Origin of the sequence: Streptomyces sp. NPDC007971 (assembly GCF_042958635.1) — a bacterium.
Lineage (GTDB): Bacteria > Actinomycetota > Actinomycetes > Streptomycetales > Streptomycetaceae > Streptomyces.
Genome location: NZ_JBIBJK010000015.1, coordinates 69,469 through 92,818 on the forward strand (window position 1 = coordinate 69,469; position 23,350 = coordinate 92,818).

General features: G+C 70.6%; 17 protein-coding genes and 1 pseudogene. 11 read left to right on the forward strand and 7 right to left on the reverse strand.

Annotated features, from left to right (window positions below; genetic code table 11):
- Window positions 1-129: 129 nt before the first annotated feature.
- Window positions 130-2,307 (reverse strand): SpoIIE family protein phosphatase, encoded by a 2,178-nt coding sequence (locus ACFZCP_RS29235; protein WP_391432351.1) that lies wholly within the window; start codon window positions 2,305-2,307, stop codon window positions 130-132.
- An 821-nt stretch (window positions 2,308-3,128) separates the two neighbouring features.
- Between ACFZCP_RS29235 and ACFZCP_RS29240 the strand changes: the two genes are divergently transcribed.
- From ACFZCP_RS29240 to ACFZCP_RS29260, 5 genes are all read left to right on the forward strand, one after another.
- Entirely contained in the window at window positions 3,129-4,277 is a 1,149-nt protein-coding gene (locus tag ACFZCP_RS29240) for a hypothetical protein (protein WP_391432353.1), read from the forward strand.
- An 87-nt stretch (window positions 4,278-4,364) separates the two neighbouring features.
- The gene (locus tag ACFZCP_RS29245; RefSeq protein ID WP_391432357.1) at window positions 4,365-4,925 is read left to right on the forward strand and encodes a nucleoside-triphosphatase; all 561 of its coding nucleotides are present in this window, start codon (window positions 4,365-4,367) and stop codon (window positions 4,923-4,925) included.
- 572 nt (window positions 4,926-5,497) lie between these two features.
- Window positions 5,498-6,367: an arpA protein gene (locus ACFZCP_RS29250; protein ID WP_391432360.1), complete on the forward strand. Its 870-nt coding sequence runs from the start codon at window positions 5,498-5,500 to the stop codon at window positions 6,365-6,367.
- Window positions 6,368-6,436: 69 nt separating this feature from the next.
- Window positions 6,437-7,282, forward strand: a complete 846-nt coding sequence (locus ACFZCP_RS29255; protein WP_391432364.1) for a class I SAM-dependent methyltransferase — start codon at window positions 6,437-6,439, stop codon at window positions 7,280-7,282.
- 59 nt (window positions 7,283-7,341) lie between these two features.
- On the forward strand, window positions 7,342-9,108 hold the full coding sequence (locus ACFZCP_RS29260) for a choline/carnitine O-acyltransferase (protein ID WP_391432367.1): 1,767 nt from the start codon (window positions 7,342-7,344) through the stop codon (window positions 9,106-9,108).
- A 139-nt stretch (window positions 9,109-9,247) separates the two neighbouring features.
- Here ACFZCP_RS29260 and ACFZCP_RS29265 read toward each other — a convergent pair whose 3' ends face one another.
- A complete protein-coding gene (locus ACFZCP_RS29265) occupies window positions 9,248-9,820 on the reverse strand; it encodes a TetR family transcriptional regulator (RefSeq protein ID WP_391432370.1) in 573 nt (190 codons plus the stop codon).
- Between the two features lie 122 nt (window positions 9,821-9,942).
- On the opposite strand from ACFZCP_RS29265, the gene ACFZCP_RS29270 reads away from it, so the two are divergent.
- The 4 genes from ACFZCP_RS29270 (at window position 9,943) to ACFZCP_RS29285 (ending at window position 15,099) form a co-directional block, all read left to right on the forward strand.
- On the forward strand, window positions 9,943-10,383 hold the full coding sequence (locus ACFZCP_RS29270) for a nuclear transport factor 2 family protein (RefSeq protein WP_391432373.1): 441 nt from the start codon (window positions 9,943-9,945) through the stop codon (window positions 10,381-10,383).
- 552 nt (window positions 10,384-10,935) lie between these two features.
- Window positions 10,936-11,316, forward strand: a complete 381-nt coding sequence (locus tag ACFZCP_RS29275; protein ID WP_391432376.1) for a hypothetical protein — start codon at window positions 10,936-10,938, stop codon at window positions 11,314-11,316.
- Between the two features lie 217 nt (window positions 11,317-11,533).
- Window positions 11,534-13,447 carry a hypothetical protein gene (locus ACFZCP_RS29280; protein WP_391432379.1) on the forward strand — a complete coding sequence of 638 codons (1,914 nt, stop codon included), beginning with the start codon at window positions 11,534-11,536 and terminating at the stop codon, window positions 13,445-13,447.
- A 41-nt stretch (window positions 13,448-13,488) separates the two neighbouring features.
- The gene (locus ACFZCP_RS29285; protein WP_391432382.1) at window positions 13,489-15,099 is read left to right on the forward strand and encodes a tetratricopeptide repeat protein; all 1,611 of its coding nucleotides are present in this window, start codon (window positions 13,489-13,491) and stop codon (window positions 15,097-15,099) included.
- 80 nt (window positions 15,100-15,179) lie between these two features.
- On the opposite strand, the gene ACFZCP_RS29290 is transcribed toward ACFZCP_RS29285, so the two are convergent.
- On the reverse strand, window positions 15,180-15,608 hold the full coding sequence (locus ACFZCP_RS29290; protein ID WP_391432385.1) for a secondary thiamine-phosphate synthase enzyme YjbQ: 429 nt from the start codon (window positions 15,606-15,608) through the stop codon (window positions 15,180-15,182).
- Window positions 15,609-16,014: 406 nt separating this feature from the next.
- Between ACFZCP_RS29290 and ACFZCP_RS29295 the strand changes: the two genes are divergently transcribed.
- Complete coding sequence (locus ACFZCP_RS29295) at window positions 16,015-17,100, forward strand: NAD(P)-binding domain-containing protein (protein ID WP_391432388.1); 1,086 nt, start codon at window positions 16,015-16,017, stop codon at window positions 17,098-17,100.
- A gap of 195 nt (window positions 17,101-17,295) precedes the next feature.
- On the opposite strand, the pseudogene mltG reads toward ACFZCP_RS29295, so the two are convergent.
- Window positions 17,296-18,147: pseudogene (gene mltG / locus ACFZCP_RS29300) on the reverse strand (endolytic transglycosylase MltG); the annotation flags it as partial.
- Window positions 18,148-18,216: 69 nt separating this feature from the next.
- On the reverse strand, window positions 18,217-20,019 hold the full coding sequence (locus tag ACFZCP_RS29305; protein WP_391432391.1) for an ABC transporter transmembrane domain-containing protein: 1,803 nt from the start codon (window positions 20,017-20,019) through the stop codon (window positions 18,217-18,219).
- 115 nt (window positions 20,020-20,134) lie between these two features.
- Between ACFZCP_RS29305 and ACFZCP_RS29310 the strand changes: the two genes are divergently transcribed.
- Window positions 20,135-20,584, forward strand: a complete 450-nt coding sequence (locus ACFZCP_RS29310) for a MarR family transcriptional regulator (protein WP_362686055.1) — start codon at window positions 20,135-20,137, stop codon at window positions 20,582-20,584.
- Between the two features lie 192 nt (window positions 20,585-20,776).
- Here ACFZCP_RS29310 and ACFZCP_RS29315 read toward each other — a convergent pair whose 3' ends face one another.
- Together ACFZCP_RS29315 and ACFZCP_RS29320 are read right to left on the reverse strand one after the other, a co-directional pair.
- The gene (locus ACFZCP_RS29315) at window positions 20,777-22,399 is read right to left on the reverse strand and encodes a peptide-N4-asparagine amidase (RefSeq protein WP_391432395.1); all 1,623 of its coding nucleotides are present in this window, start codon (window positions 22,397-22,399) and stop codon (window positions 20,777-20,779) included.
- Between the two features lie 58 nt (window positions 22,400-22,457).
- The gene (locus ACFZCP_RS29320; RefSeq protein WP_391432854.1) at window positions 22,458-23,159 is read right to left on the reverse strand and encodes a L,D-transpeptidase family protein; all 702 of its coding nucleotides are present in this window, start codon (window positions 23,157-23,159) and stop codon (window positions 22,458-22,460) included.
- Between the last annotated feature and the right edge of the window lie 191 nt (window positions 23,160-23,350).

Here is a 23,350-nt window from a genome sequence, read left to right on the forward strand (position 1 = left end):
GTACCGCTGAGGGCGACGCCCGTACCGTCGGTGGCACCGCCCGTACCGTCGGTGGCGCCGGCCGGCAGACGGGCACGCCTCCCGCGCCCTCGTCGCGCTCTCGCACGCCGGCCGCTCCACCGCCCCCCTTCAGCCGCCCCGCCTCTCGACTTCCGCCCAGACCACCTTGCCGGTGTCCGTCCACCGCACCCCCCACCGGGTGGTGAGCCTGTGCACGACGTACAGGCCACGACCGCCGTCGTCCAGGAGGCCGCCGCGGCTCAGACGTGGCCTGCCGTTGCCCGTGTCCCCCACCTCGCACAGCAGGCCGTGGCCGGCCCGGATCAGCCGTACCGTGACAGGGCCGGTGGCGAAGCGCACCGCGTTCGTGACCAGCTCGCTGATCAGCAGCAGCACGTTGTCCAGGGTGTCGTCCCTGGTGTGCCATCGCCGCAGCAATGCGCTGACCTGTGCGCGGGCACGGGCGGGCGCGTCGTCGCGGGCGGGCAGCCGCCAGGTCGCGGTGTCCCCCTTGCGGTAGCCGATCATGCGCGCGAGCAGCAGGGTCACGTCGTCGCGCTGGCGCGGGGGCGCCAGCGCGGACACGACGCGCCGTGCGGCCTGCTGCAGGGGGTCCCAGGGGTGCACCGAGGACACGGCGTCCGACAGCCTGCCGATGCCCTCGTCGATCGACAGGGCCGGATCCTCCACCAGGCCGTCGGTGTAGAGGGCGAGCAGGGAGCCCGGAGGTACGCCGAACGTGTGCACGTCAAATGGCTCCCGGAGTGCGAACTCGGCGCCCAGACCGGGATGAGGGCGGACCGGGAGCGGGCCCGCGTGCCCGTCCGGGGACACCAGGACCGGCGGGAGGTGACCGGCGCTGGACAGCGCCACGTGATGACTGACCGGGTCGTAGAGGACGATGCAGCAGGTCGACCCGAGGGCGCTGTAGCCGGCCGCCAGCCCGGACTCCGCGTCGTCGAGAAGCGACACGGTCTCGTCCAGGTGCTCCAGCACCTCGTCGGGCGCCAGCCCCGCGGACAGCAGGGCGCGGGCCTCCATGCTCAGCTGGCCCATGGTCGCCGCGGCTCCCAGGCCGTGCCCGACGACGTCACCGACCACCAGCGCGGTACGGCCGTCCGGCAGCGGAAAGCTGTTCACCCAGTCGCCGCCGACGCCCGCGCTGTCGGGGGTGGCGGGCTGGTAGATGCTGGCGATCTCGATGGTGTCGCCGCCGGTCCGGGGCAGCAGCCGGCGCTGCAACGCCAGTACCTGGGTGTGCTCGCGCTGGTGCTGACGGGCCAGGTCGACGTGATGGACGGTCCTGGCCACCAATTCCTGCAGGTCGAAGAGCTCGCTGTCGCGGAAAGGGAGGTCCGCCCGGCGCCAGACCTCCGCCACGCCCAGTACGACGGGCGGCGGGCCGTCCAGGACCAGCGGTATGCAGGCCACGCCCGCCGACCGGTCACCGGGCACCAGGGCACGCATCACTCGCGGACCGCCGAGCACCCGTTCGACCGCCTCCCGGTCGGGTATGACGATGGCCTGCGGGGCATCGTCCCTCCGTACCGCCTGCGCCAGCAGGCGGCTCGCGTCGCTGGGGAGATCGTCGCCCGGAGTCACGTAGCCCTCGGGCCACGCGCGGTCCGGCACCAGGGCCGCCCGCCGTAGCCGGATGCGCCCCTGCTCCCGCCCAGCGACTCCCTCGCCCGTCCACACGGCGAAATCCAGGTCGACGGCGGCCACGTCTCCCCAGGCCAGCAGGGACTCCGCCAGCGATTGCGCGGTCTCGCCGATGTCCAGCGAGGTGCCGATCGCGGTCTCGGCGGCGTACAGGTGCAGCCGCCTGGCCATGGCGATCACGGAGACGGTCAGGCCTTCCTGAGGCGCCGCGGCGGGCAGGATGCTCAGCGAGACCACCAGCTCCGACCCGTCGCCACGCCGCAGGCGCTGGATCCGGGCGACGTGCGCCTCACCGGTTTCCAGGACCTGGCGCAGGCGACGGGTGACCGTCGGTACGTCCCCGGGCGGCAGGAGATCGACGAAAGGGCGCCCGACGACCGCGTCCAGACCCGCGAACACGGGGGCGTCCAGATTGCAGCGGCTGATCCTCAGGTCCCGGTCCAGGTTGACCGCGCCGAGAATCTGATCCTGACCGCCGCCTGGCGCCTTGTCGGCTACGCGCCGACCGGCGGTGCGGTCGCCCTCCTCGTCGGCAGGACCGGCGTCCGATGCCGCTGCCGCTCCGCCGCCCGGGATGTAGCGCCCCAGGGCGCTGCTGACCAGGTCGAACGGCGAAGAGGACGATGGGGAGGGTGTGGAGTCCATGCGGCTCTCTCAGCAATCCCCGGCGCAGCGCCGGGGCCGTACTCGGACCCGTCCGACGGGGCCCGAGATCCCTGACGACACACCTCATTGAATAACACCGGGAGTCGCTTCGCCCACATCGGCGGATCACGCGGTGAACGCGGACAGTGAGGAACGCAGCGGCCGGCGGGGCCGAGATCACCGTGCCGGGGCCGTCGCCCGCCAGGACGCGACGACCGCCGCAGGACCACTGGACTCCGGCGCCGCCCGCTCCGGTGAGGCCCGGGCACGTCCCGCCGAGCCGGGCGATCGGGGTCAGTACGTGCTGACCCACGCCGACGCAGCTCCCGGGCCCCCCGGAACACGCAGAACACGCAGAACACACCGGACGCGCGCGCAAGGGGATGTGATCTCGATGACGCATCAGGTGGAGCGCGTGGCGATCCCGCGACCAGGCCGACAAGCCGTCTGACCCGTGGTTTTGCTGACGCCGCATCACGCAGCTACCGGGACGGTCGCCCTCGTCCCCTCGATTCCGTCACGCACCACACGACGTTCGACGTCCCTGACCAGCGACCGACCGACAAAAGCTGCTCCTCGGGCGGCGGGAGAGTCACCCCAGGAAGCTCAACCGGGACCCGACGGTCCGGGTTGTCGGCGTTCGTGTCCGCCGACCTTGGCGGTGCCGGACGGCCTGGTCGCCGCCACCATGCACACGATGGGCCGGCTGCTGCCGGCCGACGCCTGACCACCCGCGTTCCGCACCGCTCTGCGCTCGTCGAGCTCCATCGCCCCCGGGGCGCGCATCATCAAGGAGGGGAGACCATCGACGAGGAGTGGCGATGAGGTTGTCGTTCCTTGAACCCCTCTACGCGGAGCCGGGCCCGTTCGCCTCCGTGTACCTGAACACCTCCCGAAACGTCGAGCATCCCGACCGGGCGATCGCGCTGCGCTGGGGGCGGCTGCGCGAGAGCCTGTCCCGTCAGGGCTCGGACCGGGCGCTGCTGAACGTACTGGAGGAGGTGGTCGGCGCCGACACAGAGGTGCCGGGGGTGCACGGTCAGGCCATCTTCGCCGCCCACGGCACGCTCGTCCTGGACGGGGAACTACCCAGGCCGCCCGAGCACGACTCCGCGCGCTACAGCACCCTGCCGGACGCGATGCCCCTGGTCGCCCAGCACCTTCCGGAGATCCCCTACATGGCCGTAGTCGTTCACTACGGCGGCCTTCCGACCGCCGGGACCCACGGCTGGGTGACGGTGGAGGCGGAGGCCGGCACCTGGCCCGTGTCGACTGTCACCCCGGGTGAGCGGCTGCACCGCAGAGTCGCGGTGGCGGCCTGGCACCGTACCTCCGTCCGGCTCGGTCACCGACTGGACGAATGGGCGCGGCGCGCCCATGCCGATGCCGTCGTCGTGGGCGGTGACGAGTGGGCGTGCAACGTACTGATCCGCCGCCTGCCGCACGCCCTGCGGGACAAGGTCGTACGCGTGGGCGGCCGGACCCCCACCGACACCGGACGCGCCCTGTTGGAGCCGCAGCTCGACGGCGTCTTCCGCGGCCGCATGGCCGCGCACGACCGGGAACTCGTGGACATCTTCATCGGCCGGCGTGCTCTGGAGGGACCCGTGGCGGAGGGGCTGGCCGCCACCGTCGCCGCCCTCCAGCGTGGCCAGGTCGCGGCACTGCTGCTGAACCGGCCGCCAGGGTCTTCGCTGCGGCTCTGGGCGGGCTCCCAGCCCACTCAGCTCGCCCTGACCGAGGCGGAGCTGATGTCCTTCGGCGTCCGGGCCCCCCGCGAGGAACGCGCCGACGAGGCCCTCGTCCGGGCCCTCGTCGGCACCGGTGCCGAGCTGGTCGTCGTGCCGGAGAGCGAGCTGAGGCTGTACGAGGGCGTGGGCGCCCTGCTGCGGTACGCCGACCCGGAGACCCCCGTCCTGACGCCGACCCGGGGACCCCGTCCTGACGCCGACCCGGGGACCCCGTCCTGACGCCGACCCGGGGACCCTGTCTGACGCCGACGCGCTGCGCCTCCCCGATCACGGGGCGCCTCGGGAAGCGGGGGGGAAGATGGCAGTGTGCCGACAAGGATCCTGCTCGAGGGCCGCCCCGGCGCGGGCAAGACGACCGCCCTGCGTCGGCTGGCCGCGCTGCTGCCCACCCACGCGGCCACCGGCTTCACCACGGAGGAGATCCGGCAATCCGGCGCCCGCGCCGGTTTCGCCCTGGAGACCCTGGCAGGCCGGCGGGAAGTGCTCGCCCATGTCGACCTGCCCGGTCCGCCACGGGTAGGGAAATACGGCGTCGACCCGGGCGTCATGGAACGACTGGCGCTGCCGTCGCTCGGGCCGGCAGCAACCGGGGAGGCAACAGGGCGGCTGGTACTCATCGACGAGCTGGGGCGGATGGAACTGGCGTGCACGGCGTTCCGGCACGCGGTCGACGCGCTGTTCGTCGCAGAGGTCGACGTCGTCGCCACGGTCCACACGCACCGCGATCCGTTCACCGACGCCCTCAAGCGGCGCGCCGACATCGAGGTCATCCAGCTCACTGCGGCAAACCGGGACGTCCTGCCCGGGGAGCTCGCGGCCCGGCTGCAGCAGCCCCGGACGCACGGAAGGCCGCCCCCTCACGGATGAGAGACCTACCTCCGACCTGCTGAAAGCGGAGTCGGGACGCCAGGATGTGTCGACCGCCCGGCCCGGGATCACCCAGCAACCAGTCGAACTTGTGCTGGGGCAAGCCCGTCTCTACCAGCATCCGGTTGCACAGGCCGACCACGTACGCCTCATCACTGTCGTCTCCCGTTCCCATGGCGGCGCATCATGCCGACCCCGGCCGGGTACGTTCCGGCCCCGGCTGCTGCCCTCGTCCGTCCGCCGCACCGGCACGCTGGACGACATGGTGATCCCACTGACCGCGAAGAGCCCGACCGGCCGCTGCGGCTCCTGCGCGACAGTCGGCCCGTGCCGAACCCGCGAAGGCCTGCTGGAACGCGCAGTCGGGCAGTGTGACGCGTCGCATACAGACAACACTGCACCACTGTGGGAACTTCAAGTGCCCTTCCTGTCAGCCGAGTTACTGAAAAGTCGAGAGCGAGGTCCGGCCGACCGCACGGATCGCGCCACTCGTCCCCTGTGTGCGTAAGAGGCGGAACCGCGGGCCGGCGGGGAACCGGCGAGAGGGGCGGCCCGCCTGTGGAGAGGATCGAATGCGCTCTTTCGAAGCCCTGACGCTTGATCAGGTAGTCGACACGGCTCGCTATCCCCTGTCGGAACTCGCGAGCGCCCGGGGACAGGCCGTGGTTTCCCGTGCCCGGCACGACCTGTCGACTCTCGGATGCACCGTGCTGCCGGACTTCATTCGCCCGTCGCTGCGCGATGTGCTGCGGCAGGAGTGCTCGGCCATCGCCCCCCGGGCGCACCACGACACCGAGACGGTGAACGTCTACAACATCGCAGTGGACTCGGCACTGCCGGAGGACCATCCGGGCCAAAAGACCTTCGAGCGGGGTAACGCGTTCGTCGCACGGGACCGCATTCCCTCGGACTCCCTCATCAGCCGGCTCTACTCCGACATGGCGTTCCGGCACTTCATCGCCCGCTGCTTCGAACTGCCGGAGCTGCACGAACTGGCGGACCCGCTCTCCGGGCTGGTTCTCAACGTCATCGCGCCGGGCATGGAGCACCCCTGGCACTTCGACACCAACGAGTTCACCGTGAGCATGCTCACCCAGCAAGCGCAGGCCGGCGGCGTCTTCGAGTACTGCCCGAACATCCGGACCGCGCAGGACGAGAATTTCGACGACGTCCGGGACGTGGTGGAGGGCCGGGGCGAGCGGTTGACCCGGAGCCTCCCCCTGCACCCTGGTGACCTTCAGTTGTTCAAAGGCCGCTACTCGCTGCACCGGGTGAGCCCGGTGCGCGGCGAGGTCGCGCGCCACTCCGCGATTTTCGCCTACAGCGAGCGCCCCGGCGTCATCGGAAGCGTGGAACGGACCCGGCAGCTCTTCGGCCGGGTACTGCCCGAGCACCTGGCGGCCGAGGGCCGGGCGGTCCGCGGCGACCGGCTCCTGGACTAGCGGGCGGCGAGAACGCGTAGTCGCCATAGGCCGTTTCCCCCTGCGCGATCCCACGGAGGAGTAAGCCCTGTGCGTTTCGACGTGACCGGAAAAGTCTCACTCGACCACATCTACGACCAGCCCGATCCGCGAACCTATTTCAGAGTGCTGCGCCCGCTCGACTACTGCGTTCCACAGCAGGCCAAGCCCTACTTCGCCAAGATCATCACGGAGTACCGGGAGTCCCGGCACGTCGCGGTACCGAAGGTGCTGGACATCGGCTGCTCGTACGGAATCAACGCCGCCCTGCTGAAGTACGACGCGACCATGGACGAGCTGTACGCGCGCTACGGCGACGAGGAGCGTGCGGGTGAGAGCCGCGAGGCTCTGCTGGCCCGCGACCGGGAGCTGGCTCGGTCGCGCCAACCCCCGCAGGCGATCCGCTTCGTCGGCCTCGACGCCTCCGGCAGCGCGCTGTCCTACGGTCTTGAGGCCGGGTTCCTCGACGACGCGGTGCAAGCCGACCTGGAGGAGCACGAGCCCACACCGCGACAGCGCGCCCAGCTCTCGGGTACGGACCTGGTGATCTCGACGGGCTGCGTCGGCTACGTCACCGAGCGGACGCTCACGCGAGTCGTCCGGGCCCAGGGCATCCGCCGGCCCTGGATGGCGCACTTCGTGCTGCGGATGTTCCCGTTCGACTCCGTCGAACGAGCATTGGCGAGTCTGGGCTACCGGACCATACGCGTCGACGAGGTGTTCAGACAGCGGCGGTTCGCCTCCCCGCAGGAGCAGGCGCTCGTGCTCGACAACATGTCGGCCGCAGGGGTGGATGCACAGGGCCTGGAGACGGAAGGCTGGCTGTACGCACAGCTCTATCTTTCCCGGCCGCACGACATCACAGGTCCCAACGATCCGAAGCGAGAACAGAGTTGAAGATCAGTCAGGATGCGTCAGGGAATGCCACCTTCGCCCAGGAGGACAGCCTCCCCCGCGTGCCGCTGCCTACGCTGGAGGCGAGCTGCGAAAGGTTTCTCGCCTGGTGTACGCCGCTGCTGACCGCCGACGAGCGGTCGGCGACCGAGGCGGAGGTGACCGCCTTCCTCCGACCCGACGGCCCCGGCCGGGTGCTGCATGCTGCGCTGGAGGAATACGACGCCACGGAGGGTGTGCACAGCTGGCTCGACACCTTCTGGCCCTACCGGTACCTGGGCCGCCGGGACCGGATCGCCCTCAACGCCAACTTCTTCTTCCTGTTCCAGGACTCCGACCAGGCGCAGGTGGAACGGGCGGCCGGGCTCGTCGCCGGGGCCCTCAACTACAAGCGGCAGCTCGATCAGGGACTGATTCCACCGGCGGTGCAGCGCGGAGCGCCCCAGTCGATGGTGCAGAACAGGTTTCTGTTCTCCACCACACGTATCCCCGGCGCGCAGCAGGACACCGTCCGCGCCCCCTACACCGAGGAGTGGCCGGGCCCGTCCGAGGCCCGGCACATCGTGGTGTTCTTCCGGGGCGGCATGTTCCGGCTGGACGTGCTGGGGCCGGACGGCGTCCCGCACGGCCTGGATGACATCGAGGCGGGACTGCGCGCCGTGATGAAGGCCGGCGCCGACCCGGCCGGCGCGGACACCTCGGTGGGCCACCTCACCACCATGGCCCGCGCGGAGTGGGCGGCCGCCCGGGAGGCCCTTGTCGCCTGCCACCCCCGCAACGCCGACGCCCTTGACGATGTCGAGACCGCGCTGTTCTGCGTCGCTCTGGAGGACTTCGCCCCCGCCGACACCCAGGACGCCTGTGACCAACTGCTGTACGGCGACCGCGGCAACCGCTGGTTCGACAAGGCCGTGTCCTTCGTCGTCTTCGCCAATGGACGGGCGGGCATCAACGTCGAGCACTGCGAGTTGGACGGGACCACGATCCTCAACTTCACCGACGCCGTGCTCAATACCCCGGCCGAGGAGCAGTCCCGGCAGTCCGGAGCCCGCTCCCAGGGGCTGCCGGCGCTGGAGCCCATCGTGTTCGAACTGGACGACGCGCTGCGGGCCCAGGTGCGCTCCGCCGCCGACGCGTTCGCGGCGTACGGGGAGAACACCGCGACCAGAACGTTGTCGTTCGCGGACTTCGGCAGCAGCGCGGCCAAGGCGTTGGGGGTCTCGCCGGACGCGTTCGTCCAGGCCGCCTACCAGCTCGCCCACCAGCGCGCCAAGGGGCACCTGGGCGCCACGTACGAGTCGATCGCCACCCGGCAGTACCGGCACGGGCGGACCGAGGCGATGCGCGTCGTCACCACCGAGATGGTGGCTTTCGTGGCGGCGATGGAGGACCCGGCAGCGGACGCGGACGCCCGGCGCGCCGCGTTCCGGGCGGCCACCGAGGCCCATGTGGCGCGCGCGAAGGCGTGCCAGGCCGGGCAGGTGCCGGAGCAGCACCTGTGGGAGCTGGAGCTGATCCAGCGCCGGCGCGGGGCCGAGCTCGGGGTGACCGAGCAGCCCGCGCTGTACCGGACGCCGGGCTGGTTGACCATGCGGGACGACTACCTGAGCACGAGCTCCGCGCCGTCCGTCAATATCCAGTACTTCGGCTTCGGGTCGACCAGCAGCCAGTGCATCGGTGTCGCCTATGTGCTGCTTCCCGAGCGGTTCAACCTCTACCTGAGCACGCCGATGGCGGTCGCTGCGCAGATGCGGACGTTCGCCGACCGGCTCCGGGAGGCGATGGACGAACTCCGGGAGCTGCTGGCGTCCGAGCGGCCCGAGGACTGAACGGAGCCCGCCGCCGGACCGGAACTCCCGGCCGGGGACACCGGTCCGGCGGCACGGGCGAGTGCCGCCGATGCTCGCGACGGCGGGCTGACCCGCGCTCCGACGCACAAGGCCCGGGGGATGCCAACACGCCGCCGGTTCAGCGCGGCCGCAGTCCGTCGAAGACGACATCGAAGATCCGCTGCCGGGCCGCAGGATCGGCCCCGAGGTGCTCCATCGCCGCGCCGGTGCCCACCATCAGGGCGATCAGCTCCGGCAGGCCCAGCTCCGGGCGGACCGCCCCGGCCTGCTGGGCCCCGGCCAGCAGCCCGGCCAGCCGTGCCCGGATCACCTCGCTGGATTCCTGCAGGGCCGCGTGCGCGTCCACCCCGGCAGCGGCGAGCGCCCGGGCGAACTCGTTCTTGCCCTCGGACTGGTCGATCACCAGGCGGAAGCAGCGAAAGAACGCCTCTGCAGGCTCGGACTCGGCAGCCAGCTGCGTGGTCCGCACGGCGATCGCCTCCAGCCTGCGCACCATCACCGCCTCCAGCAGCGCCTCCTTGGTCGGGAAGTGCCGGAAGAGCGTGCCGACCCCGACCCCGGCGGCCCGGGCGATCTCCTCGGTCGGCACGCCGACGCCACGGGTGGCGAACACCTCCGTGGCCACGTCCAGCAGCTTGGCCCGGTTACGGGCCGCGTCCGCCCGCAGCGGGCGTTCCTGAGCACCGCTCACCTCTCCCACCCTTCCCCGCCGATGGCAGAGCTGCCCCTGGACAACCGGAGTCGCCAGTCCGTATCGTTTGAAACCGGAGTCGCTAGTCCGATTCTAGCGGCGAATCCGACCGGGGGTTGATCATGTCTGAAACGCTGTCACCGCGCGAGGTCTTCCAGAAGCTGCTCAAGGGCATCACCGCGGGGCGGTTCTCGCAGCTGGCCGAGCTCTACGCCGAGGAAGCCGTGGTGGAGACGGTCTTCCAGCCGGTCGGGCCGCGCCGGTTCGAGGGCCGGGCCACGCTCATGGAGCGGTTCGCGGAGGTCTCCGCAAACTCGCCCGTGGAGCTGACCGCGACGGATGTGGTGATCCGGGAGACCGACGACCCGGAGGTGATCGTCGCCGAATGGACCTACCAGGTGCACCACCGGGCGACCGAGCGGAACTTCGAGGTCGCCAACATCCAGGTGCTGCGGGTCCGGGACGGCCTGATCGTCAGCAGCAGGGATTTCCACGACCACCTGGCCCTCATCGTGGCCGACGGCGGCCTGCCGCAATTGGTGGCGGCACTCGAGGGCAAGTAGCGCGAGTTCGAGGCTGCGGGCCGGGACTCCCCCAGGGTCTCGGCCTGCGGCACGTTCCACCGACAGCCTTCTCGGTCGGACTCGCTGTGAAGACAGCCGCTCTGTCCCCGCCGTGCCGACAAGAGACTTCCGGGGCAGCGATCATGGCCGGTCAGCGACCGCATCCGCCGTCCTGACTGCATGGTGCAGCGATGTACAGGGCCGTTCGAAGTCGCAGCCTGCCGGTCGAGGGCGGACAGGCGGATGTACGCGAAGCCACGGGCCAGGTCGGTGTCCTGCAACGAGACGTACATGCCCTGGGCGTGGAACGGTGCCGCACCACTCGGGGGGCTTGTTCGGCGCGCGTCTGCCTCGGGTTCGCCGGCGTCGTGTGCGTCTCGGCCGACTCCGGCCCCAGCCGACCGTCACAGGTGGCCCCTGAATCGAGCGTGCCGGACACGGTGGAGTCGCACAGAGTTCCTCGCGGCACTTCCCGCCTTCCTGGCCCCAGTCGCCGGGGGGCGTTCGTATCATCGAAAGAAACCGACGTGCCTCGTCTCGTGGGGGGGTTGTATGACTGGGGTGGAGCTGGTGTTGGCGGCCTTGGCCGCCGGCGCGTCCGCGGGTGTCACGGAGACGGCCGGCAGCGCGATCCGCGATGCATACGCGGGACTGCGCGAGTCGGTCCGCCGCCGTTTGGCCGAACGTGGTGAGTCGGCTGTGCGGATCCTGAGCGCGAGCGAGGCTGCGCCGGGGGCGTGGGAGGCCAGGCTGGGCGAGGAGCTTACTGCTGCCGGTGTCGACCGCGACGAGGAGGTCGTGGCAGCTGCGAGGGCGCTGCTGGCGCAGTTGGGACTTCTGTGCCAAGAGGGCAGTGGCTACTCGGTCGACGCCCGGGAAGCCAAGGGCGTTCAGGTCGGAAATCAGAACCACCAGACGAACACGTTCAACTGACGGACCTCTCGATGGGCCGTGGCAGCCAAGCCGGTGGACCAGAGTGCACGGTCCCCGCCGGTACCAGACAGGTCTGCGCAGGAGCAAGGGAGTGTGCAGGTCGGTGACCATCCCAACCAAGGACTCCACTGCCTCTCCTGACGAACCAGAGCCGGCGCATCGTCCGAAGACGGACGCTGCGCCAACCGCACCCGACGGCATTGCTGCCCAGGGTGCGATGGGCATGCAGGTCGGCGACCACAACACACAGGTCAACCAGTTCTACCTTCCCCCGCCCCGTTACTGCCTCGATCCGATCGAGGCGACGGCGGCACCTGTCGATCCCCTGTGGCTGAGTGGGGCCCCGAGCCGGCTCCTGGACGCCCGCGCCGAAGTCGTACCCTTCACCGGTCGAGAGGCGGAGCTGCGCGAACTGGTGCAATGGCGGGACGGACCAGCACGATTCCTCTCGGTTCGGTTGTTACACGGGGCGGGTGGCCAGGGCAAGACCCGCCTGGCCCATCACTTCGCGGCCCAGAGCGCCAAGATGGGCTGGCGGGTGCTGAGCGCACGCCTGCACCCGGTTCCGCGCGACACGACCGCGCCTGATACAGCCTCCCGTGGCACTCTGCCCGGCCTTGCGCCGGACGACCGCGCCGAAGGAGTGGGGGTCCTCCTCGTCGTCGACTACGCCGACCGGTGGCCGCACTCGCAGCTGGTTCAGTTCTTCGCCGACCTGCGGGACACCGCCTGTACCCGGGTACTGCTCATCGGACGCAGCGTGCAGTGGTGGCCGGCCGTCCGCGGCGAGCTCGCCGAGATGCACGCCGAAGCAGGCGAACAACGGCTCACCAGCCTTGGCGCCACGGCCGCCGACCGGCAACGGTTCTTCGACGTTGCGCGCGACCGATTCGCCGAACTGCTCTGCAGGACCCCCCCGAGCTCGGCCACCGCACCTGCCGCAGCGACCGACTCCGGCTCCTGTCCCGCCTATGCGGTGGCGCCGGCCGCGCTGAGGGATCCGGACGACTCCACCTACGACACCGTGCTGACCGTGCACATGGCGGCCTTGGTCGCGGTGTACGCCGGGTCCGGCAGCGCCTCCCTGCCGGACCGGCCCGAGGCACTCGCCGCGTACCTCCTGGACCGTGAACACATGACCTGGCGGCGTCTGTTCGACGCTGGGCTGCCCTTCCGGACATGCCCGCGCGAACTCGCCCGAGTGGTGTTCGTCGCCACGCTCACCGGAGCGCAGCCCCGACGAACCGGCGTGGCCGCGCTGAGGGGCGCCGGCCTCGAGTCCGTCCAGCAGCTGCTCGACGACCAACGGATCTGCTATCCGCCACTCGACGCCGGCAGCGTTCTCGAGCCGCTCTACCCGGACCGGCTCGCCGAGGATTTCCTTGCGCTCAGCCTGCCCGGACATGACGTCGAAGGATACGACCCCGATCCGTGGGCGCTCGACGCCCTCACCGACCTGCTGGCCCGCGACCCGGAGGGCACGGCCCCGGCCCACACCCCGCGTTCGGTGACCTTTCTGGCCGCGGCCGCGCTCCGGTGGCCGCACACGGCGGCCGTGGTCAACACGCTGCTGCGGGACGATCCAGGCCTGGCCGTCGACGCCGGGGGCGGCGGACTGAACGCGGTTGCCGAAATGCCGGCCCTCGCCCATGACGTCCTGGAAGCTGTCGTGGAGCGGTTTCCCGACCACGCGAACGCCGACCTGGACGCGGCCATGGCAAGCGCGATCGAACTCCGCACCCGCAATCGCCTCGACGCGGCGAAGGACGAGCCGTCCCGACTGATCCAGCTCCTGCACCCCGACATCCCGTACCGACTCATCAACGCCGGCCGCTTCGCCGACGCGGTCAACACACTGAACGAGAGCATCCCCTGGTGGCGTCGGCTCGCCCGGAGCGGCGAGGTCGAGAACGCGTGCGGCCTTGCCAACGCGTTGAGCATGCTGAGCACCGCGCTGCTCTCGAGCGGCCGGAGGGCGGGAGCGATCGAAGCAGGGCGCGAGAGCGTCGAGATCTACCGCCGAACGGACGTGGATACGAACGGCCTCGGTGCGGCACTCGCCACCTACAGCAACGCGCTGCTCGAGTCGGGTCGGCCGGCGGAGCACTCGAAGCGGCCACCGAGGCGGTGAAGTTGTACCGGCCCGGGGCGCCTAAGGACGACGAAGCCAACGTGGTCCTGGCGATCGCGCTGCACAACCAGAGCCTCGCGCTGGCCGGAGGCGATCAGGCAGGAGCGGCTCTGAAGGCCATCGAGACCGCCCTCGCCCTGTGGGCTCGGCTTGCCGCCGCCCGGCCGGCCACCTGGGAGCCGGGACACGCGACGGCCCTGAACGCCGCCGCGCAACTCTGGGCCGACACGGGGGAACGGCAGCGCGCGCTCGACGCGTGCCAGGCGTCCGTCGCCATCTACCGTCGGATGGCCAACGCCAACCCCGCTGCACACCAGCCGGCGCTCGCCGGTGCGTTGGCCAACCTCGTACGTGATCTCGTCGCCGTCGGACGGGACACCGAGGCGCTGGACGCAGGCCGTGAAGCGGTGGAGCTGCGGCGCGTTCTGGCAGCTCGAGACGGACTCGCACACAAGCCGGCACTCGCGACCGCTCTGCTCAATCTGAGCAGTCGCCTCGGGCATCTGCATCGCTGGGACGACGCGCTGGACGCGGACCGGGAGGCCATGGCCATCCTGGAACAGTTCTGCGCCACCGAAGCCGACAGCCATGAGGCCGAACTGGCCAGGGCACTGACCAAGCTGAGCGAACATCTCCGGCGCGCCGGCCGGTCGGCCGAAGCTGTCCAGCACATCAGCCGGGCGACCGAGATCCGGCGGCGTCTCGCAGCCTCCGGAAACAGCGGGCGTCGGGCAGCCCTGGCACACAGCCTGGAGCAGCTCGCCTGCATCTACGCAGACACCGGCAGGGTCGACGAAGGGGTCGTCGCGGCCACCGAGGCGGTCGAGGGCTTTCGGGCGCTCGCGGGCGCGGATCCGAGTACACGCGGCCCGGTGCCTTCCGACGCAATCCGACAGAGTTCAGATCTCGCCAGTGCCTGCATGTCGCTCTCCCGGTGCTTGACGGCGGCACATCGGCCCGCTCAGGCGCTCCATGCGTGCGAGCAGTCCGTACACCTCCTTCTCGGCCTCGCGCGCACCGATCCGCCACGCTTCGAGCCTTCTCTCGCCGACGCGTTCGGCAATCTCGCGGGTGCCCTCCACACCGTCGGACGCCATGGCGAAGCCGCCGGGACGGCGCAGAACGCCGTCCTCATCTTCCGTCGGCTGGCCGCCGGGAACCCAGCCAGATACAACCGGAAGCTTGCCATGGCGCATCGCCATCTCGCCGCCGTGTTGTCCGAGCCCGTGAACCTTCACCACATGGCAAGCGCCTGCGCGGAGGCGGTCAAGGACCTGCGGCGGCTCAACGAGACCGACGCCGCATTCGCACCGGACCTGGTAACGGCGCTGGGCAAGCTGGGTGTCGCGTTGGCAGGCGCTGAAAGCTGGCCCGAGGTGCTGGAGACCGCTGACGAGGCGGTGACTCTGAGCAGGCAACTCGCAGCCGCCGATCCGGTCGTGCACGAACCGCAGACGGCGCGACTGCTCTACGCCGTCGCGCGCATGCTGTTCGGCGGAGGTGTCGCAACGGCCTGGGCTGCCAAGGTGGCTCATGAGTCGCTGGTGGTCTACCAGCGTCTTGTCGAGCGCGACCGCGTGACGTTCGAAGCCGAGCACCGGGAGGCTACGGCGGTGGTCAGCAGGCTGGTGAAGGACCGTGACGTGCCGTAGATCTACTCATGGGACAGGCAGTGAAGATCATCAGCCCGCCCTGCCCGTCTCTCGCCCACACGCGACCATCCTTCGACCGATCAAACTCCACCCAGGAAGCTCAATCGCACCCGGCGGTCTGGATTATCCCGATTCGTGTCCACGAGGCACACCGACTGCCAGGTGCCCAGTTCCAGGCGTCCGCCGATGACCGGCAGGGTCGCGTGCGGCGGGACGAACGCCGGGAGGACGTGGTCGCGGCCGTGTCCAGGGCTGCCGTGCCGGTGCTGCCAGCGGTCGTCGGCGGGGAGCAGGGTGTGCAGGGCGGCGAGGAGGTCGTCGTCGCTGCCCGAGCCCGTCTCGATGACGGCGATACCGGCGGTCGCGTGGGGCACGAAGATGTTCAGCAGACCGTCGCGGCCTGCCGCGGCCTCGCTCAGGAACTGCTCGCAGTCGGAGGTCAGATCGACGACCCGCTCCCGGGAACCGGTGGCGACATGCAGCATCCGCGTGGTGAAGGCATCTGACATGCTCCCATCCTGGCCCATACGCCGGGTCTCACGCGTCCCGCCGCGACGGATCGCCGGCACGAGGGGTCCACAGGGCGTCCATGGGGCGAGAGGTCGTTGACCGTGGCGCCCATCTGGTCACTTTCGGCCGCATGTTGCATTCCGCCCTGCTCACCACCCGCGGTCGTATCGGCCTGCCGCGGGTGGCCATTGCCGTCCGTCACCGCGGCAGCAGCAGATCGCCGGCACCTTCACCTCTCGAGATCATCCCCAGGTGTGCTGCGGCGCCTTCGTGGACACGCGGTTCAACCGCGGCCTGCCACTGCCGACGACTTCCGCCAAGGGCTGAGGGCGGGTACCGGACCGCGTCGGCCGCGGGTGTCGAACGGCCGGGAAGATCGGTGACCCGAGCGCTGTTGGCAGGGGCGTGAACGAAACACGCGAGGTCGAGGTAGTCGTCACAGGCGCTGGACAGGCCGGACTGTCCAGCGCCTATCACCTGCGGCGCACCGGCTTCGAGCCGGACCGCGACTTCGTGGTCCTCGACCACTCCCCCGGGCCGGGCGGCGCGTGGCAGTTCCGCTGGCCGTCGTTGACGTACGGCAAGGTGCACGGGATGCACTCGCTGCCCGGCATGGAGCTGACGGACGCGGACCCGGCACAGCCCTCGGCGGACGTCGTCCGGACGTACTTCGACCGATACGAGCGCGCCTTCGACCTGCGGGTACGGCGCCCCGTCGACGTGACGGCCGTGCGGGAGGGCGAGGGCGGGCGGCTGCTGGTGGAGACTTCGGAAGGCACCTGGTCGACTCGTGCGCTGATCAACGCCACGGGCACCTGGGACAGGCCGTTCTGGCCCCGCTATCCCGGCCAGGAGACGTTCCGGGGGCGGCAGCTGCACACCGCGCAGTACGCCGGGCCCGAGGAGTTCGCCGGACAGCGGGTCGTGGTCGTGGGCGGTGGCGCGTCCGGTACCCAGCACCTGCTGGAGATCGCCCCGTACGCAGCCGCCATCACCTGGGTGACCCGGCGGCCCCCGGTCTTCCGCGAGGGTCCGTTCAGTGAGGACGTCGGCCGGGCGGCCGTGGCGCTGGTGGAGGATCGGGTGCGGCAGGGTCTGCCGCCGAGGAGCGTGGTCTCCGTCACCGGGCTTCCGCTCAATGACGCGATCCGGCAGGGCCTGGCCGACGGCGTCCTGGACCGGCAGCCGATGTTCGACCGCATCACCCCGGACGGGGTGGAGTGGGACGACGGACCGCACCCTCGGCACGCCCCTGCCGACGTCATCCTCTGGGCCACCGGCTTCCGGGCCGCGCTCGACCATCTGAGGCCGCTGCGACTGCGCGAGCCGGGCGGCGGGATCCGGGTCGAAGGGACCCGCACGGTCGCCGACCCGCGTGTCCACCTCGTCGGCTACGGGCCCTCGGCCAGCACCATCGGCGCCAACCGCGCCGGGCGCGCGGCCGTGCGGGACATCAGACGGCTGCTGGCCGAGGAGCCGCTCGCCGCCTGAGATCCCGCCGGCTCAACGGGACGGCTACATGCCGTCGGTCTGTTCCGTCCCCGCAGTCTGCTCCGTCCCCGGGGTCTCCTGTGCGTCCGGACTCTGCTGAGCCCCTGGGGTCTCCTGCGCGTCCGGAGACTGCTCCGTGCCTGCACTCTGCTGCTCGCCGGGGCTCTGCTCCACACCAGGAGACTGCTGCGCGCTCAGGCCGGGGCTCTGGGACTGTCCCTTGCTCTGCCGACCGGCGTTGAACTGGGCCACGTTGCGCAGGTGCTCGGAGTAGTCGGCGGTGAAGCGGGTGTCGCCGGGCTTGACCGTGACGAAGTAGAGCCAGTTGCCGGGCGGCGGGGTGATCGCTGCACGCATGGCGTCCGGGCCGGGATTGTCGATCGGCGTGGGCGGCAGGCCCATGCGCTGGTAGGAGTTGTAGGGGCTCTGCAGGTGGGTGTCGTCGACGCTGGTGTGGACGGTGTTGCGCTTCAGCGCGTAGTTGATGGTGGAGTCCATCTGCAGGGGCATGCCCCGCTGCAGCCGGTTGAAGATGACCCGCGCGACCTTTCCCATGTCGGCCTTGGTGGCGGCCTCGGCCTGGACGATGCTGGCGATGGTGACGGTCTGATAGACGTTCATCGCGTTGCGCTGCGCCCCGGCCGCCACCGGTGGTCTGCCGAAACTCCCGTCGGCCGTGTCGACCATCAACTTCAGCACTGACTCGGGGGTGGCGCCCTTCTTGATGGGATAGGTCGCCGGGAAGAGGTAGCCTTCCGGGTTGCCCCCGGCCTCGCTCGGCAGCTTGAGGGCAGCCTTGCCGAGGGATTTCCGGGTACTGCCCGGGGGCAGCTTGAGCGCCTTGTCGACGGCCGCGTAGACCTGGCTGGCGCGCCAGCCCTCCGGGATGACGAGCATGGTGGGCTTCGTTTTCCTGTCACCGCCTGTCAGCTTCAGCAGTGGCACCACCACGGCGGTGCCGGCCAGGGCGGCGCCGAGCACCAGGAGGACGAGCTTGCCCCGGCGCGTCAGTCGCATCGTGCTCCGTCGCGGAGTGTTCATCTGCATGCGGGAACGGTAATACGCAAATCACCATAAACCCGACATATCTTCAGCCTGTCGGCCAGGGGTACCGTGTCAGCCCGTCGGTTCCAGCTGCGCGTCGCGGCGGACCAGGGCCGCGTATCGCCCGTCCAGCTCCAGCAGTTCCTCGTGACTGCCCCGTTCGGCGGCCCGGCCGGCGTCCAGAACGACGATCTGGTCGGCACCACGAATGGTGGACAGCCGATGCGCGATGGTCAGGGTCGTCCGGTTGGCCGACAGAGCGTCGATGGCGTCCTGCACCGCGGCTTCGGTGCGGTTGTCCAGGGCACTGGTCGCCTCGTCGAGAATGAGGACCGGCGGATCACGCAGGATGGTGCGGGCTATCGCCAGGCGCTGCTTCTCGCCGCCCGAGAAGCGGTGCCCGCGCTCGCCGACGACGGTGTCGTAGCCGTCGGGCAGCCCGGCTATGTGGTCGTGGATCTGGGCGGCCCGGGCCGCTGCGTGCAGTTCCTCGTCGGTGGCGTCCGGCCTGGCGAATCGGAGGTTGTCGGCGACAGAGGCGTGGAAGAGGTACGTCTCCTGCGAGACGACGCCGACCGCGCGGGCGAGGGTGTCGAAGTCGAGGTCGCGCACATCGACGCCGTCGATGGTGACGCGACCGCCCGTGACGTCGTAGAGGCGGGGCACCAGATAGCCGAGCGTGGACTTGCCGGCGCCGGTCGGGCCGACGACCGCGAGGCTGCCGCCTGCCGGGACGGTGACGTCGATGCCGTCGAGGACCGGCCCGCCCTTGTCGTCGTAGCGGAACTCGACGTCCTCGAAGCGGACCTCGCCCTTGATCTGGTCGAGGTGGACCGGCTGCTCGCGCTCGGTGATGTCGATGGGCAGGTCCAGGTACTCGAAGATGCGCTGGAAGAGCGCGAGCGAGGTCTGGATCTGGACGCCTGTCGCCAGCAGGCTCACCGCCGGGCGGAACAGGCCCTGCTGGAGCGAGACGAAGGCGACGATGGTGCCGAGCGAGACCTGCGGACCGCCGAACTGGAGGGCGAGTCCCGCGGTCCAGTAGATGACGGCGGGCATCGCGGCCATGACGATGGTGATCACGGCCATGCGCCAGCGACCGGCCATGTTCGACTTCACTTCGAGGTCGACCAGTTGCTCGGACTCCTGCGCGAAGGACGCCGTGAGCGAGTCGGAGCGGCCCATGGTGCGGCCGAGCAGGATGCCGCTGACGGACAGCGACTCGGTGACCGTGGCGGCCATCGCGGCCATCTGCTTCTGCCGCTGGGTGGTGATCTTCTTTCTCTCGTTGCCGACACGGCGGCTGATCCACACGAAGACGGGGAGCAGGAGCAGCGAGACGATCGTCAGACGCCAGTCCAGGGCGATCATCGCGACGATCGTGGCGACGACGCTGGTCACGTTGGAGACGAGGGAGGTGGCGGTGGAGGTGACGGTGGCCTGCATGCCGCCGATGTCGTTGGCGATGCGGGACTGCACCTCACCGGTGCGTGTGCGGGTGAAGAAGGCGAGCGACATGCGCTGCAGGCGACCGTAGACGGCGGTGCGCAGATCGTGCATCACGCGCTGGCCGACGGTGGTCGAGATCAGCGTCTGGAGCACGCCGAAGACGCTGGAGAGGACCGCGCTGAGGATCATGCCGAGCGCGAGCAGGCTCAGCAGTCCGGTGCGGCGGTCGGGGATCGCGACGTCGAGGATCTCCTTGAGGAGGAACGGCGTGGCCACCGAGACCAGCGACGAGGCGCCGACAAGAAGGCCGACGATCGCGAGCCGTCCGCGGTAGGGACGGAAGAGTTTCAGGATGCGGCGCACCTGCCGGGGCTGCCCTTCGGCGTCGGCAGGCGGGGTCCAGGAGGGTTCACGGTCGGGATGCATGGGCTCCTACGGAGATGAACGGGCGCCGGCACGGAGAGCGGCCGACGATGGCCTACGGATCTTAGCTCATTGTTACCTATACTCACAATGAGCGGCATCCTGATATTGTTCCCGCATGACCACCCCAGATCCCGACGGCCTGCTCGCCGAGCAGTTGCTGCGGCTCACCCGCCGGGTGCACCGCATCCAGAAGCGCCACCTGGATCGGCGTGACCTGGGCGTCACACCGGCCCAGTCCCGGCTGCTGCGCACGCTCGCGCACTACGGCTCGCCGCCGCGCATGGCCGACCTCGCCGAGCGCCTGGAGGTGGTGCCACGCGCCGTGACGACGCTGGTCGACGGGCTGGAGGCGAGCGGCAAGGTGCGCCGGGCCGCAGATCCGGCGAACCGCCGGGTGACCCGGATCGAGCTGACGGACGAGGGCCGGGCGACCCTGCGCGAGCTGCGCGGCGCGCGCCGCTCGGCGGCCGAGGAGATCCTCGCCCCGCTGACCGAGAAGGAGCGCGAGGTGCTCGGCGTACTGCTGGACACGCTGATCGACGGGGAGACGGCCAAGCCCTGCTGAACGGCCACGGCTCCCGTCGAACAGTCACGTCCGGCTCTCCGGGCCCCTCCTGCCGAACAGCCGCGGCTCTCACCGAAGGGCCCATACGTTCACGGCAGCCACCAAAATGGCGTCGGCCCCCGCTCCGCACTGTCCGGAGCGGGGGCCGCGTGCGGTCGTAGCCGACACGCCCAGGACTCAAGGCCCAAGGAGTCAGCAGCGGCTGCGGTCCTCCGTCAGCTCCCCTTGGGCGGTCGCCAGGGAGCGGTCGTAGCAGCCGTCCGATCCGTATCGGCGATAGCGCTCGCTCGACGTGCCGACCGCGTGCCGCCGGTCGCGCGGCACGTTGATCGTGTACGCGGCGTCACCGCTGTAGGTGTCGTCGGACCGTGTCCAGGCGGTGCGCCGGCCGCCCTGTCGCTCCTCGACCGTCGCACGGTCGCCGAGGGCCAGCACGGTGCGCAGCCGGCCGTCCGCACCGAGGGTCGTGGCGCCGTTCATCGTGTACGTCCGGTGCGTGTGCGCCGTCCGTGCGGGCCCCTGGCCCCGGACCCCGACCGTCTCGTCGTCCGTCCAGGTCGCGTCCAGCCCGTCCGTGTTCTCACCGTCGGTCCAGCGGTGGGCGGAGGTGTTCGCGAGCGTGCGGGTGACGGTGGTGTCCACACGGCCGTGCGAGGTGTTCACGTATCCGGAGACCGTGAGCCGGTGGCCCGCCTCGGTGTCGACGCGGTTCTCGGATCCGGGCGTGTAGGTGGAGGAGTCCGCGAGGTCGGTCGCCCTGTCCGTGGTGAGCCCGCCGGTGACGTGGGCGCGGTGGGCGTCCTGCCAGACCAGGACGTTCACGGGGGTGCTCCAGCCGGACTGTCCCGTGGGCACGCCCACGACCGAGACCTCGACGCGGTGCGGGCGGCCGTCGTTCAGGAGCCCGGCGAAGGGCGTGAGGTCGTACTCGATCGGCCTGACGTCGAAGGCGTGCGGAGCCGGGACGACGTACCAGAGGAACGGGTTGGACCAGCCGCCGGTCCACACGTTCGGGAACGGCGCGGCGATGCCGGCCAGGTGCCCGTCGACCTTGATCTGCACCTCGCGGTACGGCCCGTGGTCGGCCTTGCAGGAGTACGACGCCGGGTCGGCCACGGTCAGGTACCAGAACTCCTCGCAGCCGCCGCCGGATCCGGTGGCGTACACCTCGGCGACGATGCGCTCGCTGTTGCGCGGGGTGGTGAGGGTCGAACCGTCGGGCGGGCCGGCGAGGGTGAGGACGCGATCGGGGGCGGGGGCCTCGGGTCGGCCGGCGTAGAAGGTGAGGGTCACCTTGACGTCGATGACCCCGGTGTAGGTGTCGTCCACGACGTTTCCGATGAGCATCTCGACGTCCTGCGGGCCGCGGAAGGTGTCGCTGTAGCGGGTGACGTCCTTCTCCGCATGCCATTCGATGCCGTCCGGGGACGGCTCGGGCGTCGAGGTGCGCAGGATCTCGACCCCGCCCACGTGCAGATAGCCGAGGCGGTCGTACTGACGGCCCTTCACCTTGCCGTCGAGGCGCAGCACGACCTTGCTCCAGCGGTCGCCGCAGCCCTTCGGTGGCGTGTACGCGCCCCGGTAGGGAGTGAAGTCGCGGAACCGGGCCTCGGCGAGGGTGACCCGGCAGGACGTGGTGTGCGGCCGGTCGACGGGCGGGGCGGCGGTCACCGGGTCGTGCCAGTCGGTGCCGAACTCGGCCGGAACGCCTCCGGTGCGGGCCGCGGGCTGAGCGGCAGCGGCCCCGGTGCCGAAGAACGTGCTCGCCAGGAGGGCCGCTCCGGCGAGCATGGACATGACTAACCGTCTTCTCATGGCCGGTGTTCTACGGGGAGTCGGGCCTGCCCCGCAATGAGGCGTCCCGCCATCCGTGCTAGCTCATCAGGTCCGCCCGGTCTCCCATCACCACCACGGGATGCCGGTCCGGGTCGAGGCTGCGCAGCAGATACTCCATGGCCGCCCGGGACATACTGACGCAGCCCGACGTGCCGCTGCCGTGGTCCATATGCAGCCAGATGCTTCCGCCCTTCGCCTCGCCCTCGGGGCGTGTCGGATCGTTCGGCGGGGAGCCCTTGACCCGGTTGTAGTCGATGGCGATGACGTAGTCGAAGTCGTGCCAGTGCGACTTGGCCCATGAACGCGGGGCGGCGAAGGAGGGGGTCTGTGTGTACGGCAGCCGGGCGCCCGGATCCCTGAGTACGCCACCCGCGTCGCTGAGGGTGAACACGCCCACGGGGCTGCGCCGGTCGCCTTCGCGGTGATCGGTGGTCCAGCCCTTCTTGCCGTTGTGCGCGGGCCAACTGCGCATCCGCTGCCACACCGCGCCGCGCTTGGCGTAGAGCACGACCGTGGAGTCCGCCGAGTCCTTGTCGTCGCCGTAGACGGCCACCACCTGACGGGAGTCGGCCGGAATGCGCCGCTGCAGGCGCGCGCCCACGTTCTGGATGCCGTGCGGCACATGGCCGGCCGTGCCTGACCGCCCGGCCCGTCCGCCGGGTGCGGGGCTGCCGTGGCCGCGTCCGGCCGCGCCGCACGCAGACAGGGCCGCCAGGAAGGTCCCGAAAGCCGCCACCATGACCGTTGCACGCCGCACGCCGTCTATCCGCACGCGACCATGGTCGCATCGCGTACCGGCCGGCTGTGCGCCCTCCCGGCCATTGTCCAGGCCCGGACCACAGGACTTGCGGCCACGGGTCACCCCGAGCGACGGCTCCTGGCCGGAACCGGGCGGATTTCGGAGGCCGCCGGGGAAAACCGGTTGAAATT

What these genes read in the sequence shown, in the direction of transcription:
- ACFZCP_RS29235 (WP_391432351.1), bottom strand. Translation starts at nt 2,307, where the DNA reads ATGGACTCCACACCCTCCCCATCGTCCTCTTCGCCGTTCGACCTGGTC.
- ACFZCP_RS29240 (WP_391432353.1), top strand. Translation starts at nt 3,129, where the DNA reads ATGAGGTTGTCGTTCCTTGAACCCCTCTACGCGGAGCCGGGCCCGTTC.
- ACFZCP_RS29250 (WP_391432360.1), top strand. Translation starts at nt 5,498, where the DNA reads ATGCGCTCTTTCGAAGCCCTGACGCTTGATCAGGTAGTCGACACGGCT.
- ACFZCP_RS29270 (WP_391432373.1), top strand. Translation starts at nt 9,943, where the DNA reads ATGTCTGAAACGCTGTCACCGCGCGAGGTCTTCCAGAAGCTGCTCAAG.
- ACFZCP_RS29275 (WP_391432376.1), top strand. Translation starts at nt 10,936, where the DNA reads ATGACTGGGGTGGAGCTGGTGTTGGCGGCCTTGGCCGCCGGCGCGTCC.
- ACFZCP_RS29280 (WP_391432379.1), top strand. Translation starts at nt 11,534, where the DNA reads ATGGGCATGCAGGTCGGCGACCACAACACACAGGTCAACCAGTTCTAC.
- ACFZCP_RS29290 (WP_391432385.1), bottom strand. Translation starts at nt 15,608, where the DNA reads ATGTCAGATGCCTTCACCACGCGGATGCTGCATGTCGCCACCGGTTCC.
- ACFZCP_RS29305 (WP_391432391.1), bottom strand. Translation starts at nt 20,019, where the DNA reads ATGCATCCCGACCGTGAACCCTCCTGGACCCCGCCTGCCGACGCCGAA.
- ACFZCP_RS29310 (WP_362686055.1), top strand. Translation starts at nt 20,135, where the DNA reads ATGACCACCCCAGATCCCGACGGCCTGCTCGCCGAGCAGTTGCTGCGG.
- ACFZCP_RS29315 (WP_391432395.1), bottom strand. Translation starts at nt 22,399, where the DNA reads ATGAGAAGACGGTTAGTCATGTCCATGCTCGCCGGAGCGGCCCTCCTG.
- ACFZCP_RS29320 (WP_391432854.1), bottom strand. Translation starts at nt 23,159, where the DNA reads ATGGTGGCGGCTTTCGGGACCTTCCTGGCGGCCCTGTCTGCGTGCGGC.